The sequence below is a fragment of the Desmonostoc muscorum LEGE 12446 genome (genome assembly GCF_015207005.2).
GTDB classification, from domain to species: domain Bacteria; phylum Cyanobacteriota; class Cyanobacteriia; order Cyanobacteriales; family Nostocaceae; genus Nostoc; species Nostoc muscorum.
This window is the reverse complement of record NZ_JADEXS020000001.1, coordinates 5,713,551-5,727,348: the sequence shown is the minus strand read 5'-3', so window position 1 is coordinate 5,727,348 and position 13,798 is coordinate 5,713,551. Positions and strand designations below refer to the sequence as shown.

12 protein-coding genes and 2 pseudogenes are annotated in these 13,798 nt (G+C 40.4%); 8 read left to right on the top strand and 6 right to left on the bottom strand.

Annotation, left to right across the window (positions count from 1 at the left end):
• On the bottom strand, positions 1–297 hold the full coding sequence (locus IQ276_RS24345; RefSeq protein WP_193916638.1) for a hypothetical protein: 297 nt from the start codon (positions 295–297) through the stop codon (positions 1–3).
• A 164-nt stretch (positions 298–461) separates the two neighbouring features.
• The gene (locus IQ276_RS24340) at positions 462–2,111 is read right to left on the bottom strand and encodes a hypothetical protein (RefSeq protein WP_193916636.1); all 1,650 of its coding nucleotides are present in this window, start codon (positions 2,109–2,111) and stop codon (positions 462–464) included.
• Positions 2,112–2,356: 245 nt separating this feature from the next.
• On the opposite strand from IQ276_RS24340, the gene IQ276_RS24335 reads away from it, so the two are divergent.
• Positions 2,357–5,686: an alpha-mannosidase gene (locus IQ276_RS24335; protein WP_235115927.1), complete on the top strand. Its 3,330-nt coding sequence runs from the start codon at positions 2,357–2,359 to the stop codon at positions 5,684–5,686.
• A 174-nt stretch (positions 5,687–5,860) separates the two neighbouring features.
• Here IQ276_RS24335 and psbN read toward each other — a convergent pair whose 3' ends face one another.
• Positions 5,861–5,992 (bottom strand): photosystem II reaction center protein PsbN, encoded by a 132-nt coding sequence (gene psbN, locus IQ276_RS24330; protein WP_190876100.1) that lies wholly within the window; start codon positions 5,990–5,992, stop codon positions 5,861–5,863.
• Between the two features lie 85 nt (positions 5,993–6,077).
• Between psbN and psbH the strand changes: the two genes are divergently transcribed.
• Both psbH and IQ276_RS24320 read left to right on the top strand, forming a co-directional pair.
• On the top strand, positions 6,078–6,281 hold the full coding sequence (gene psbH, locus IQ276_RS24325) for a photosystem II reaction center phosphoprotein PsbH (protein ID WP_073640200.1): 204 nt from the start codon (positions 6,078–6,080) through the stop codon (positions 6,279–6,281).
• 712 nt (positions 6,282–6,993) lie between these two features.
• Positions 6,994–7,491, top strand: a complete 498-nt coding sequence (locus IQ276_RS24320) for a tellurite resistance TerB family protein (protein WP_193921536.1) — start codon at positions 6,994–6,996, stop codon at positions 7,489–7,491.
• A gap of 420 nt (positions 7,492–7,911) precedes the next feature.
• Here IQ276_RS24320 and IQ276_RS24315 read toward each other — a convergent pair.
• Positions 7,912–8,049, bottom strand: a pseudogene (locus tag IQ276_RS24315) (IS4 family transposase); the annotation flags it as partial.
• Between the two features lie 351 nt (positions 8,050–8,400).
• On the opposite strand from IQ276_RS24315, the gene IQ276_RS24310 reads away from it, so the two are divergent.
• The 5 genes and pseudogenes from IQ276_RS24310 to pth all read left to right on the top strand — a co-directional run bounded on the left by IQ276_RS24310 (position 8,401) and on the right by pth (position 12,619).
• Complete coding sequence (locus IQ276_RS24310; protein WP_193921534.1) at positions 8,401–9,723, top strand: salicylate synthase; 1,323 nt, start codon at positions 8,401–8,403, stop codon at positions 9,721–9,723.
• 159 nt (positions 9,724–9,882) lie between these two features.
• Entirely contained in the window at positions 9,883–10,416 is a 534-nt protein-coding gene (locus tag IQ276_RS24305) for a methyltransferase domain-containing protein (protein ID WP_193921531.1), read from the top strand.
• A 357-nt stretch (positions 10,417–10,773) separates the two neighbouring features.
• Positions 10,774–11,286 (top strand): annotated as a pseudogene (locus IQ276_RS24300) (DUF4351 domain-containing protein); the annotation flags it as partial.
• A gap of 202 nt (positions 11,287–11,488) precedes the next feature.
• Positions 11,489–11,761 (top strand): TatA/E family twin arginine-targeting protein translocase, encoded by a 273-nt coding sequence (locus IQ276_RS24295; protein ID WP_073640199.1) that lies wholly within the window; start codon positions 11,489–11,491, stop codon positions 11,759–11,761.
• A 216-nt stretch (positions 11,762–11,977) separates the two neighbouring features.
• The gene (gene pth, locus IQ276_RS24290; RefSeq protein ID WP_190876097.1) at positions 11,978–12,619 is read left to right on the top strand and encodes an aminoacyl-tRNA hydrolase; all 642 of its coding nucleotides are present in this window, start codon (positions 11,978–11,980) and stop codon (positions 12,617–12,619) included.
• Positions 12,620–12,985: 366 nt separating this feature from the next.
• Here pth and rpsU read toward each other — a convergent pair whose 3' ends face one another.
• Positions 12,986–13,165 carry a 30S ribosomal protein S21 gene (gene rpsU, locus IQ276_RS24285; protein ID WP_008226419.1) on the bottom strand — a complete coding sequence of 60 codons (180 nt, stop codon included), beginning with the start codon at positions 13,163–13,165 and terminating at the stop codon, positions 12,986–12,988.
• A 241-nt stretch (positions 13,166–13,406) separates the two neighbouring features.
• A complete protein-coding gene (locus IQ276_RS24280; protein WP_193913991.1) occupies positions 13,407–13,751 on the bottom strand; it encodes a hypothetical protein in 345 nt (114 codons plus the stop codon).
• Between the last annotated feature and the right edge of the window lie 47 nt (positions 13,752–13,798).

Below are 13,798 nucleotides of genomic sequence, written 5' to 3'. Positions count from 1 at the left end.
TTACTTCTCTAAAAAGTTCGTAATTTTGAAATTTGACGTTCCTTCCCAACAGTGGTTTAAAAATGCGCTTACTTGAGCATCTGCTGAATCAGCCGATTCTTTAGAAGCGTTAAACTGAACTGCTGTCACAATGTATTCAAAAATAATCACAAACTGTTTTTGGGCTGAAATTCTCTCAACAACAATTGTTTCACCTACTTGAGGAATTTGAGATACATCAACTAGAAACGTTTCAATTTTTGGTTTCTCTAGTGGATTTTGGAAATTGAAATATTTACAATAAACAATAATTTTCACTTCATTAAACCACTAACAACATAAGGATTCAGAATACACAATTCTGAATTCAGAATACTTTGATACCCAAGCTTAATAAGCTTAAAAAAATCAAGTTCTGATTCTTGAACTATTCTGACTCCTGAATTCTGAGTTCTGAATTCTGACTCCTGAATTCTTACCTATTATTTACCTTGCCACACTCGTTGTAACGACTGAAAAGTTTTAACAAATATCTCTTCTAACCAAAGCATAACAAAATCAAGCCATTCCAAAACTTTCTCTAGGGGGTGCTTTTCATAACCTGTTGCAGTTACTTTGGTTTCTATCCAGTCTGGCTGTGCTTCAACTTCAGTGCTTTGATAAAACTGCTGTTGAAAAATTTCCCCTTTATGATTTTCGCTATTATATTGGGAAATAATCCCTTCAGTTTGTTTGACAGAGGTAACTTTTGCAGACGTTTTAGGAATTGAGGCGAGATGACGGGTTGTTTTTTTCCTTTGTACTAAATCAGATTTGGCTTTCGGCTGTTGTGGAGTCCAATTCTTTGGCCAAGAAAGTCCTGTTGATAAACTTGAAGCTAAAGCAGGAGTTGTGTTTTCAGAAAGCGTAATTGGCTTGTCTGCAAGTGTCTCGGTGTCACCAAACAAATCACCCCACGCTAACCAAGGATCATCAGTTAAATCTTGGTTTTGCAACTCACGGCTTTCAGATAAAGCTTTTTTTGGGCGATGAAATAATACTCTACTTGATTGCTCATCAGCAGTTGTTGACTCAAGTGTTTTTCTAGTACCAACGCCAAAAAAGTAATTAAGCGCTGCTTCAATTAAAGCCTGAAAATTCAATGTATGAGTTTCCAAATTGTCAGGATTGACTGCAATTTCTCCCTTAGCAGTTAACTGTTCTTTGCCATAAATAAATATATTTAACTGAGTTTGGGCAGTCTGGACAATTTCTTGGCTACGTTGTTGAACGGGGATTAAAGCATTTGATTCTACTTTGGCAATGGCTAAATCTAAAAATGTGAATATTTTACTTGAATCAACTAAATTGTTCGATATTCCCTGGGCTAATATTGGAATCTTGACTGTATCTTTCCCAGTAAGTTTTGCTAATAAACTGTCAATTTTAGGTAATAATTCTTTTTCTTTTTTAGCTTCAGCCAATCGCCAACATTGCCAGTAATTAGCAACTTCACTAATAATTCTGTCTTCTAATTTTGCCTGCTGCTGGGGTGTCAAAATATCGAGAATTTCATTTTCAGTGGTAACAAGTACCAAATTCAGATTCAGCAAATTTGTGGCAATTCCCCGCACAACTGCAAGATGCCGCTTGAGAGCATTTTCTGGCTGTGAAGATTCGATACTTGCGGCTGAATTGTCTGTAATAGTTGAGGAATGAATAATGTTAGTGTTATTTGTCGAGTTTTTAGGTATAGATTTTTGCCAGAAAAATCCCAAAAAACCCAAAGAATTGAAAGGTTGAGAGGTTTTTTCAGGAGTAGCAATCGCCTCTTGGGATGACAGATAATAAACTGTCTCTAATACATTTTCAATAGGAGTATCAACACTTAGATCAATTTCTGGCTGAAAATCGGTATCATTTGATGGTAAGTTGAGCCGGGATTGTGGTTCTTTGGTGTGTAACGTTTTAGCATCTGATTCAGATGACTGAAGCAGTAGATACACTGGGTAAAGTAGTAATTCCACACCCCACTTAGTGGCAACTTGTAAATGCCGGAAGGTGTATTCCCACTGTTGTGTCAACCGCCGAGATTGCTGGTGGACAAAATTAAATAGTCTGCTTTGATAACGACCAGAGGAACCAGAAGACATAATAGTAATTTTTTAGTTCGAGTCTTGTTTAGTTCTGAGACTCCCGCCAAACAATAAACAGGAGTCAGCAGTCAGTAGTCAGAATTCAGAATTCAGAATTGGTGAATATTCTAACTATAAAGGAATAGAGTTTTAATAAGGAAGATGACTACAATTTATACTGAATTCTGACTCCTGAGTTCTGAATTCTCCTTGATAAAAACCACAAACTGTTAATGATTGTGTGACCTCATTTTAGCGAAAATATGACCCCAATTATCCCTCAATCTCAGACCAATTTAATCTCACAAGCAATTGAGCAACTGCGCTCTTTTTCTCAAGTTAATCTCCAGTCTACCTGGTTATACCGGGAATCTGAGGAAAGAATTACTGATGTTCCACCTTCTGATTTGTCTGATTGGCAACCTGTCGAGTTGAATGCTAAAGAACATATTGCTTGGACAGGCGGGAAAAAAGTGCTGTGGCTAGTACAAAAGTTGGTGCTTCCCCAAGATTTACAGGGTTATCCGTTAGCGGGGTTATCTTTGCGACTGGCGTTAGTTTGGTGGGCTGATGCTGCTGAAATTTATGTGAATGGGAAGTTAGCGCTGGAGGGTGATTTATTTGATTCTTCGCCGAGAGTGCTTTTGAGTCGGGGAGTGACGCCAGGGGAAGAATTTATTGTTGCTTTGCGGTTAGTGAGTCCGGGACATTGTGATGGTGCTTTAGTGCGATCGCTCCTTATCTATGAGTCTAATGATGATAATAATCCCGATCCGGGTTTTGTGGCTGATGAGTTGGCTATTTTACAACTTTATTTGCAAAAGTTTGCACCAGAAAAGTTGGATGTTTTGGTGGAGGCGGTGGGGGAGGTAACGAACCGCCAAGACGCCAAGGACGCAGAGTGGGGAGAGTTGGTTAAGTCGTTAAGGCAAAATCTAATTCAATCCAAAATCCAAGTTGGGCTTTCAGCGCACCAAAGGTGCGACCTAAAATCTAAAATTTTCCTGCTGGGTCATGCTCATCTAGATTTAGCATGGTTGTGGCCTGTGAGTGAAACTTGGAATGCAGCCCAAAACACTTTTGAATCGGTTTTGAAGTTGCAAGCAGATTTTCCGGAATTAATTTTCTGTCATTCGACTCCGGCGCTTTATGCTTGGGTTGAGGAACATCGCCCGGATTTATTTAGCGCAATTCAAGCACAAGTAGCAGCCGGAAGGTGGGAAGTTGTCGGCGGAATGTGGGTAGAACCAGAATTGAACTTGATTGCTGGTGAATCGATTGTGCGTCAGCTATTGTATGGTCAGCGATACATACAACAAAAATTTGGCAAGCTTTCCACTGTGGTGTGGGTTCCGGATTCTTTCGGTTTTTGTGCAACTTTACCGCAGTTTTTCGCCAATGCTGGAATTGAGTATTTTGTCACCCAAAAGTTGCGGTGGAATGATACTACTAAATTTGATTATGGTGCTTTTTGGTGGCGATCGCCTGATGGCAGCGAAGTCTTTAGTTTCATGTCTGCATCCATCGGTGAAGCGATCGACCCAATTAAAATGGCATCATACGCCCTAGAGTGGCAAAGCCAAACTGATTTACCAGAATCTCTCTGGCTTCCCGGCGTCGGCGACCACGGCGGCGGTCCCACCCGTGATATGTTAGAAACCGCCCAACGCTGGCAAAAATCCCCCTTCTTCCCAGACTTAGAATTTACCACCGCCGAAAAGTATTTACAGCAAATCCAATCAGAATTCAGAATTCAGAATTCAGAATTCAGGAGTCAGAATTCAGGAGTCAGCACTAATTATTCTCCCTCATCTCCCTCATCCCCCTCATCCCCCTCATCCCCTCATCTCCCCACTTGGAATGACGAACTATACTTAGAATTTCATCGTGGCTGCTACACTACCCACGCAGATCAAAAACGTTGGAATCGACGCTGTGAAGGTTTGTTGTATGAAGCTGAACTATTTGCAACTTTGGCAAATATTAGCTGTGGTGTGACATATCCCAAAGCCGAAATTGAAGCAGCTTGGAAACAGGTGTTATTTCAACAGTTTCATGATATTTTGCCTGGTTCTTCCATTACCCAAGTTTATCTGGATGCCTTGCCGGAATGGCAGCAAGTCGAAGAAGTGGGAACGAAGATATTACAAGAATCATTGCTGGCGATCGCATCTCACATTACCTTACCACAACCACCAAAACCCAATAGTTTACCTATTTTCATCTTCAATTCTCTCAATTGGCAGCGTTCTGAGGTAGTTTCTATCACCTTACCCACACCCGCAACAACTACCCAGCAATGGCAGATTTACGATGCTTCTGGTAAATTGCTTGTCTCCCAATTATCTCAACCATCAACCCTACTATTTCTCGCCCCCGACATCCCACCCGTAGGCTACCGCCTCTTCTGGCTTTCCCCCTCATCCCCCTCATCCCCCTCATCTCCCTCATCCCCCCCACCTCCAGAATGGATTTTAGAAAATGAATTCCTCCGAGTTATCGTCAATCCTGACACCGGAGATTTATCAAGTGTTTTTGATAAAACTTATCAACGGGAAGTTTTGAGTGGTGCGGGGAATCAACTGCAAGCTTTTAAAGACAGCGGTCAATATTGGGATGCTTGGAATATAGACCCCAATTATGCCCAACATCCCTTACCCCCAACAAATCTTCTATCTATTGAGTGGGTAGAACAAGGCGCGGTACAAAATCGTGTGCGCGTAGTGCGTCAGTTGGGCGAATCAGAATTTTGCCAAGATTATATTCTGCAAGCCGGTTCACCTCTGCTGAAAATTTACTCTCAAGTTAACTGGCAAGAAAATCAAGTATTAGTGAAAGCTGCTTTCCCTCTGAATATTGAAGCAGACTTCGCCACCTACGAAATTCCCTGTAGCGCAATTCGCCGTCCAACTAAACCACAAACCCCCGCAGAACAAGCAAAATGGGAAGTCCCGGCCTTGCGTTGGGCTGATTTAACAGGCGAGATAAACGAGGGTTTATACGGAATTAGTTTACTAAATGATTGTAAATATGGGTACGATGCCAAACAAAATCAATTACGTCTCACACTCCTACGCAGTCCCAATTGGCCAGACCCAGAAGCTGACCGAGGTTTGCATGAATTTACGTATGCCTTGTATCCCCACACAAACAGCTGGGAATCAGCCCACACAGTACGGCATGGCTATGAATTGAATACACCCCTACAAGTGATACTAAACCCACTCCCCACTCCCCAGTCCCCACTCCCCAATCCCCAGTCCCCAATCCCCACTCCCCACTCCCCACTCCCGACCCCCGACGGAGCAAGTTTTTTAAATTTATCATCTGAAAATCTGATTTTGATGGCTTTAAAGCCAGCAGAAGATGACCCAGAGCAATTAATTCTGCGGTGTTATGAATGTCACGGAGAAACAGCCGAGTTATCTTTGCAAAGCGATCTAGGATTTCGTCTCAAAAGTACGGTAGATTTGTTAGAGCGTTCTGCTGATACTGCTCCTGAATTCTCATCTGAGCAACAAATCTTGACGATACAGCCTTGGAAAATCGCCACCTTCAAGGTGACACCAGCGACTAATCCCAAGCTTGGGTAAGCCACAAAATTATTGCCAAATTATCTAATCTTGTGGGGTGGACATCTTGTCCGCCCTTTGTTACGGGCGGGGCGAGATGCCCACCCTACAAAAAATACTTTTGTATTTGGAAGTCACTTTTCGGTGGTTAGTCGTGATTTTCCATTCACAAACGACCACTGACAAACGACTATCCTAGTCTTCATGGTCTTCAAAAGGATCGCTCAATTCCTTGCTGGGAGGACCAAAGGAGGTATAAATTCCAAAAGCTGTAATGGCAACCAAGACAGCGGCCACAGAAATGCTAAGAACTATTGCGGGTTCCATAATTTTAAGATTGATTATGAGTGCTATTCTTATAGAATATTACAGAAGATTAAAAAAAGCTTTGGCAAGTAATCTTAGGTGAACTATGGCACAAAGGACTAGGTTGGGAGATATCCTGAGACCACTGAACTCTGAGTATGGGAAAGTGGCACCAGGTTGGGGTACTACCCCTGTGATGGCTGTTTTTATGTTGCTGTTTTTTGTGTTTCTGCTGATTATTCTGCAACTTTACAATAAAACAATCTTGGTTCAGGATGTACTTGTCGATTGGCGCAGTTTAGGACGCTAATGGATACAGGGTTATCTAGTTTAGATAACAAGTGAACTCACACCCGGCTAGTCCGGGTTTTTTTGTGATTCAGAATTCAGAATTCAGGAGTCAGAATTCAGAAGGAATATGGGTGTAAGTAAGTCGGTGCAATAAAACCAAACTGTGTAAAGAAAAGTAAATAAGGCTCAAACTCTTTCTCCCCCTGCTCCCTGCCCCCTGCCCCCTGCCTTATCCCAACGATAATTATTTACGCCGACTTACTTAAGTGCAGAGTAGGGAACATGGCTGTGCCTCCACTTCATTACTGAAATACGGTGTCAGAGGGTTTATAAGCGATCGCCAAACAACCCGTTACAATCTCTCCAGATACACCAGTGAGAGGTTAAGAAAAAGCGTACTTTGTCAATCAGCTAAAATACTCTTTTAGTGTTGCCCATGACAAAGCTAATGCCGATGACCCGATTAAATACTTTGCTGCAAAAGAGAATCAAGATTTAGGTATAGTCAAAGCTCTGCGAAAACAGTCACTAAGCTGAATCTAGCCCCTTTTTTCGCACCCCCTTGACAAAAGTGCAATTATCTTAACTTCTTACGGATGCTCAACTTCTGTTTATTATTGAAGACATTAGTTATTCTTATGCTTTCAAAAACCGTGAATATGCAAAAATCATGCTGTAATCTGCAATAATCCCAATTATAAATTACGACGATATAGGTATAAAAAACAAAGATGGCTAGCAATATTCAAGACAAAGAGAACAGTTTAGGCACTTTGTGGTTATTTAAGGAAAAATTTGGTTTTAAACAGCTTCCAGTAGACATAGCTTATGAATCTTATTACAAAACGCTGCTTACTTGTGCTAGTGGTGATGGAACACTAGCAGATGAAGAAAGAGATTGGGTGATTGGATATGCCTATGCCTACAATTGCAACCCTGCAATCATTGAACAACTCAAAGTTTACAAGGCTAATGAAGATATCGAGACTGTCGTTACTGGACATTCTTCAGTAGATGTATCACGGCGTTTCCTAATTTATGATGCAATACAAGCTTGTTGTGCTGATGGAGAATATAGTGAAAAAGAACGGGTTGTAGTACTCAAAGCAGCAAAGAAACTCGGTATTTCTGAAGACGTATTTCAACAAATTGAAGAAATCTATCTAGAAACAGTCGAACTCCGTAAAAAACGGCTGGCAGTAATGTATCCCGATGGTGGACCTTTATAATTTTAATTGAAGCGACTGACAGTTCAAAAAATATTACACTGTTCACAGTGAGCCAGCGCGGTCTTGGGGGTTTCCCCCATGAGCGACTGGCGAACCCCGAAGGGGTCAAAAGTCAACTACAAAAAAGTAAGCTATGCCTAGCTTCTACGAAAGTAGAAGACGGTCATTAGTACTTTGTAAATACTTTTGACTGTTGAGCAATAATATCTGTTGGAACTTGACAATATTTATTACTATAAATAATGAAAGCGATCGCCTGCAACTGGCACATTGTTAAGTAGTCCTAGTTTTGAGGAAATGGATACAAGATGATTTTTTAGGGTTTCCCGCAGCATCAATGTATCGCACTGCGCTAAAAGTTCTCAATCCCAAGCTACGTCAAGAGAGAATGGGCTGGACACAGTTAGATAATCTCCAGCAAAGCCAATTAGCTAGTTTTACTGAACAAAATTCGCGATCCCCTAAAACTATAGTTTTGTAATTATTGAAAAGCGGTAATGCTTTTTTAAAAACAGCTTGTTGTTCACCTAAATTACTCGAACCCAACTTGTCTAACAACTTTATAGCGATTCTCAGTTGGATGCAATACAAAATTATATCGTGGTGGGTAGGGGCACGGCAGTGCCGTGCCCTCAAGAGTGTATTTGACTCAACCGAAAACCGCTATAATTATGCTTTTGTTGGGTCAAAAGCAAGCAAATTATTACATTTAACGCAACCAAGTGGAAGTGCGATCATTCCGAAAATAAAACTTTCAAATTCTAAATATCTGCGTTTATTTCGCATAAAGATAAAGATTTAGAAGCATTTTTCATTCATGAGAAAAGTTAGAAAAGCAAGTCCTTGTATAGGAAATTTGTGGCAACAGCAGTCCTCTCTTAAAATATATATCAATCATCAAAAAATCTCATGAACGAAACACAAACATATGAGTACGAAGAAGTGTTTGTAACAGGGGAAATTCATCCTATTATTGTGTTGCAAAATTTGCTTGAGTCAGGTGTTATTTCTGACTATATTCTTTATCAAGAGCAGGACGAAGTGCATATTGCTGGTAATATATTATTTAAGGTATCAGTAAGCTGCGAGGCTGTCTCATTAGAAGATGCAGAAAAAAAGCTGTCAGTCCCTATTAGCGATCCATTTAAACAAGTAGAATCCTTATTAGCGTCTTTGCAAATTAGAGATTGGACGGCTTATGGCTATATTGCTTTTGATATAGTTCGCTTCTACTCAAGCTACTCCAAAGCAATACAGCAACCACTTTTATGTTTTATTGTGCCAGAAACTGAACTTCACATTACTAGACAAAGAGTAAAAATTAAAAGCATAAAATCGCTAGATAAAATCAAAAAATTGTTATCAGTTAATAGCCAATTAACAGAGTTTGTTCCAACACCCATATCGATTAATATTACTGATAACGAGCGGGAATGTTATCAAAGTAAAGTAGATGTTCTCATTCAAGCTATTCAAGCAGGTAAATTACAAAAAGCCATACTTTCTCGTTATGTAAAGATAAAAGGAGATATGGACGTTATTAAAACCTATATAGCCGGAACGAAAGTTAATAACTCTGCCCGTTCATATTGTCTGAATATAGGAGATGTACGTGCTGTAGGCTTTAGTCCCGAAATATTGATGCAAATAGACAATCAAGGATTTGTTATTACCAATCCGTTGGCAGGTACTCGGCGACGTGGTGAAAACTCGCAAGAAGATGCTCGCCTGTATAGTGAATTATTTACCAATGCTAAAGAGGTTAAGGAACACGCGCTCTCCGTCGAGCTTGCTCAACAAGAGATTGCCAAACTTTCTGTACCTGGGACAGTTAAAATATTCGACTTTATGCAGGTCAAGAAATACCGCTATGTACAGCATTTATCATCACGAGTGAGCGGTCAGTTAAAATCAAAGAAAACTTTATGGGATGCTCTTGCAGTTTTATTTCCAGGCATTACTGTGTCCGGTATTGATAAAAGTGAGGCGTTGGAATGGATAGCTCGCCTAGAAGACGAGCCACGAGGTATTTACGCAGGTGCTATTGGTTGGATAAACAGCACTGGACTAGTAGATTTAGCGATCGCCATCCGCTCCATCTATCAATATGATGACTGGATTTACCTAAATGCTGGAGCAGGTATAGTAGCAGAATCACTCCCAGAAGAAGAGTACATGGAGTCTGTTAACAAAATGAACACCATGTTGTGCTGTCTGGTATTAAAGTATTAATCAACCCAAGCCATTCATGGCTGAGATGTAACTTTTTGATTTTTGGGATTTGGCAGTTCAGATACAATTCCTTTATCAGGCAACTTTTTCTCAATTCATCCAGTATCTTCTAAAAACGTTATGCAAAATATAGCCCTTGGATTTCAATCTCCCGAAAAAATGAACGAACCAAAATTTTTATTTGACTTTTTAGATAAATGTGACGAAATAGATTCTGTGCGTGTATGCAAGCAGAAAATCATCGATTATTTAGGCATTAAACAAGGTGATTGCGTTTTAGATGTCGGGTGCGGAATCGGTCAGGAAGTACAACGTATAAAACAAATTGTTGGTAACAATGGTTTAGTTGTGGGAGTAGATAAAAGTGAGTTAATGATTGAGGAGGCGAAGAAAAGAGCAGATCAATTAAATCTGTCAGTCAAGTATTATGTAGCTGATGCCAACTCTCTCAAGATGAATGATAATAGCTTTGATGCGTGTCGGGCAGAACGTGTTTTATTGTTCCTAGAAAACCCAAAGAACGCAGTGTTGGAAATGATTCGTGTATTGCGTCCTGGCGGAAAGCTTGCTATCTTTGATTTTTACTTAGACGGCACTTTTGTTAACTCGGCTTTTCCCGCTTTAAATCGCAAAATAGTTGGCTTCATATCAGACAGTTTCCCCAATGGATTAATAGGTTGTAAACTTCCGTAAATATTTGAAGAATTAGGTTTAAGCAACATTACTTTTGTTCCGCACACTAATATAGCACCATATGATTTCTTTATGTGGGTTTGTCATGGAATTTTAGAGCAAGCTATTAATCAAAAAGTTATATCAGAATCCGACTTAAATCAATGGGTAAATCAATTAAAAAAAATGCACGAGTCAGGGCATTTTTTAGCAGGTTTTCCAGGTTTTATTGTGACTGGGCAAAAAAAATAATCTCAAGGCATCTGCAAAGAATAAATCATTTTCATCCAAGGGTCGGAGGCGTTGGACTTGAGAGGATATTTGAAAAGTCGGAAAAAGTGTAAAATTCATGTCTTTTGACAATCTCTGCAAACTCCTGTCCGAAAAACATCCTTCAATGTGGAAACTACTCGTCACGAATATCGCGTGATTTGTATGTGGGAAGAAAATCCCGAATTATTCCTCAATAACCAGGCTTTGTTACCATTAGCACCACTAACTGCAACCACCCAACCCCAAAACTTGTTGCAACAAGTGGTGGAACGAGTGAATCAACTTGAGCTAAGAGAACGACTAGAAATTTCCGCCTACACTCAAATTTTAGCGGGGTTAAAATACGAAAAAGACTTGATTAGAAACTTGTTTCGGGAGGGTATGATGCGCGAATCGGTGATTTATCAAGAGATTCTCGCTGAAGGCGAACAACGAGGAGAACAACGCGAACGATCGCTGATTCTCCGTCAACTAACTCGCCGTGTGGGAGAATTACCCCAAGAGGTGCGCGAGCGAATTGAAACTCTCTCAATAGAAGAATTAGAAAATCTCGGTGAAGCTTTGTTAGATTTTCACGCAATCGCAGATTTAGAAACTTGGTTCAATAGATTAGAGTAACATACAGCACATTCCAAAGTCTTTGTAGGGGCACAGCCATGTTCCCTACCCGTGTATTGGGAAGCATTTTGATGGTCAGTGACATAAGACATCACTCGCTTGTGGGGCGATCGCTTTTTATAATAGGCGATTTTTGAGTAGACTACATAATAATATGTGTGTGAGTCTATATAGTGGTTTTAGAAATTATAGGAGATAACAAATGAATATATTTGGTATCGGTCTGCCGGAAATGGCTGTAATTATGGTAGTGGCGCTGTTAATCTTTGGGCCAAAGAAGCTACCAGAGATTGGGCGGAGTGTGGGCAAAACAATTCGCAGCTTTCAAGAAGCTTCTAAGGAGTTTCAAACCGAGTTTCAAAAAGAAGCTGAACAGTTAGAAGAAGCTGTGAAAACTACCGCTGAATTGGAACCCAAGCAAATCGAGCCTGCTAAATCACAGCAAGATACTGCTAGTTCTTCCCAAGTTGGCTAGGAAAACATCCCAATTTTGGATTTTAGGTCGCACCTTTGGTGTGCTAACACTACAACTCGGATTTTAGATTATTTGGCGCTTGAGAGCAAAGTTTCTGGTCAGCAGAACAATCCAAAGCGCTATCGTCAATCTAAAATCACTCAACTATCTACCCTTATGGTCTTTGTCAATCCAAAATCTAAAATCTAAAATCTAAAATTGATTGACTGTAGCAAAATGACAGAAGCTGTTACGCAACCAGCTTTGGTGATTCCCCAGCTAATTGTCGGGTTGGGGAATCCAGAAAGCAAATATGACCAAACGCGCCATAATATTGGCTTTGCTGCTGTGGAAACTCTCTCTAGTTCTTGGCGCATTAACCTAGCGGAAAATCGCAAGTTTCAAGGAGAGTATGGCGAGGGCATGGCACCAGGTGGAGGTAAAATTCGCTTGCTTAAGCCCTTGACTTATATGAATCGTTCCGGACAAGCCATACAAGCAGTGACGAGTTGGTATAAATTGCCGCCTGAGTCAGTGTTAATAATTTATGACGATATGGATTTGCCTTTGGGAAAAACTCGTCTGCGCTTGTCTGGTTCGGCTGGGGGACATAATGGCATGAAAAGTGCGATCGCACATCTCAACACTCAAAACTTTCCCCGTTTGCGAATCGGTATTGGTAAACCCAAAGATGCACCTAATAATGACGATTCCGATGCTATCTCCCATGTGCTGGGGCGATTTTCTGCTAGCGAAAATCAGCTGATGTCTCTTGTACTTCAGTTCGTGGTTGACTGTGTAGAACTCAGCCTAAAGCAGGGAGTAGAAAAGGCAATGAATATTTGTAATAGCCGCACTATTAATAATTCTGAGTCTTAAGATGAGTGCTGAATGCTGAGTGCTGAGTTAGGAGTTAGGAGTTAGAAGTTAAGAGTTAGGATTTATTCTCCCTCATCTCCCTCATCTCCCTCATCTCCCCCAATCCCCCAATCCCCAATCCCCAGCCCCCAGCCTCTTATCTTGGTTGATGGGCAGCTATTGTAGCTTGCTCCATCCAACCAATATAAAGCTCCTACACACTCTGTGTAAAAGTAAAATCACTCATCGACACCCTAAAAAGGGGTGCCGCACATCTTGCTTAATTTTTGTAAGAATAATGGCGATGTCTACGACAGGCTATGCCTACGCGTCGTTGCCTGTTGTAGGTTATTACCTCAAGCAACATCAGTACCAAAGCAAATAGTTTTATTTAAAACGTCTTTTGCGTCTAGCTGCCACTGCCTTACGTTTGCGTTTTTCCAACGGTGTTTCAAAGTGCCGATGATATTTCACGTCAGCCAATATGCCAGCCTTGGAAACCTGGCGTTTAAACCGACGTAAAGCTGAGTCTATTCCTTCATTTTCTCCTAGAACAACCTGAGTCATTCTCGCCTTGTCCTCATAATCAATAGTTTCCATTGTAATAGTAGCCTCAACCTGAGTAAAACCCCCCTGAACAAAGCCATGATTGAGAGGCTATTGATCTGGTTGAGATTGGTTATGTGTACTTCACGGTTGTTGAAATCGGCACTCAGTTACAATTTTAATGCAAGTGCGCTAATGTACCTCAGCCTGAATCAAAAAGAGGAGAAAATGATCGTGTTAAATTTCTCTGACTCTACTATTTTTAAAAGTTGATTCTGCCCTGATTTAATAATTTATATCCGACTGTTAAAGCAGTAAAAGCAACCAATAAATTCCATAAGCTAGTCGATCTAAAAATTACTCCACCACTCAAGAAAACTAGTACTATACCAACACCTAACAAAATCCATCCCAAATTGCTAGCCTCTCGGTGAAAAAACACCAATGTCAAGGCACCTGCCATAATTGCTAAAACTGAGGCAGTAGCAGGTAAGCTACGGGAAAAAATTGAATAATAACCGCTAACAAATATGATGTTTTGACCAAAAAAGTATAAACCTGTAAAAAGCAAGATTAAACCTATAAGTTTGATTAACAATCTGCCCATAGTATTTCTATATTATTTTTAGTGGCTGAATCTAATTTAAACCGGAT

Coding starts and splice junctions, on each gene's coding strand:
- IQ276_RS24305 (WP_193921531.1), top strand. CDS start 9,883: ATGAACGAACCAAAATTTTTATTTGACTTTTTAGATAAATGTGACGAA.
- IQ276_RS24295 (WP_073640199.1), top strand. CDS start 11,489: ATGAATATATTTGGTATCGGTCTGCCGGAAATGGCTGTAATTATGGTA.
- psbN (WP_190876100.1), bottom strand. CDS start 5,992: ATGGAACCCGCAATAGTTCTTAGCATTTCTGTGGCCGCTGTCTTGGTT.
- IQ276_RS24335 (WP_235115927.1), top strand. CDS start 2,357: ATGACCCCAATTATCCCTCAATCTCAGACCAATTTAATCTCACAAGCA.
- IQ276_RS24280 (WP_193913991.1), bottom strand. CDS start 13,751: ATGGGCAGATTGTTAATCAAACTTATAGGTTTAATCTTGCTTTTTACA.
- pth (WP_190876097.1), top strand. CDS start 11,978: ATGACAGAAGCTGTTACGCAACCAGCTTTGGTGATTCCCCAGCTAATT.
- psbH (WP_073640200.1), top strand. CDS start 6,078: ATGGCACAAAGGACTAGGTTGGGAGATATCCTGAGACCACTGAACTCT.
- rpsU (WP_008226419.1), bottom strand. CDS start 13,165: ATGACTCAGGTTGTTCTAGGAGAAAATGAAGGAATAGACTCAGCTTTA.
- IQ276_RS24340 (WP_193916636.1), bottom strand. CDS start 2,111: ATGTCTTCTGGTTCCTCTGGTCGTTATCAAAGCAGACTATTTAATTTT.
- IQ276_RS24320 (WP_193921536.1), top strand. CDS start 6,994: ATGGCTAGCAATATTCAAGACAAAGAGAACAGTTTAGGCACTTTGTGG.
- IQ276_RS24310 (WP_193921534.1), top strand. CDS start 8,401: ATGAACGAAACACAAACATATGAGTACGAAGAAGTGTTTGTAACAGGG.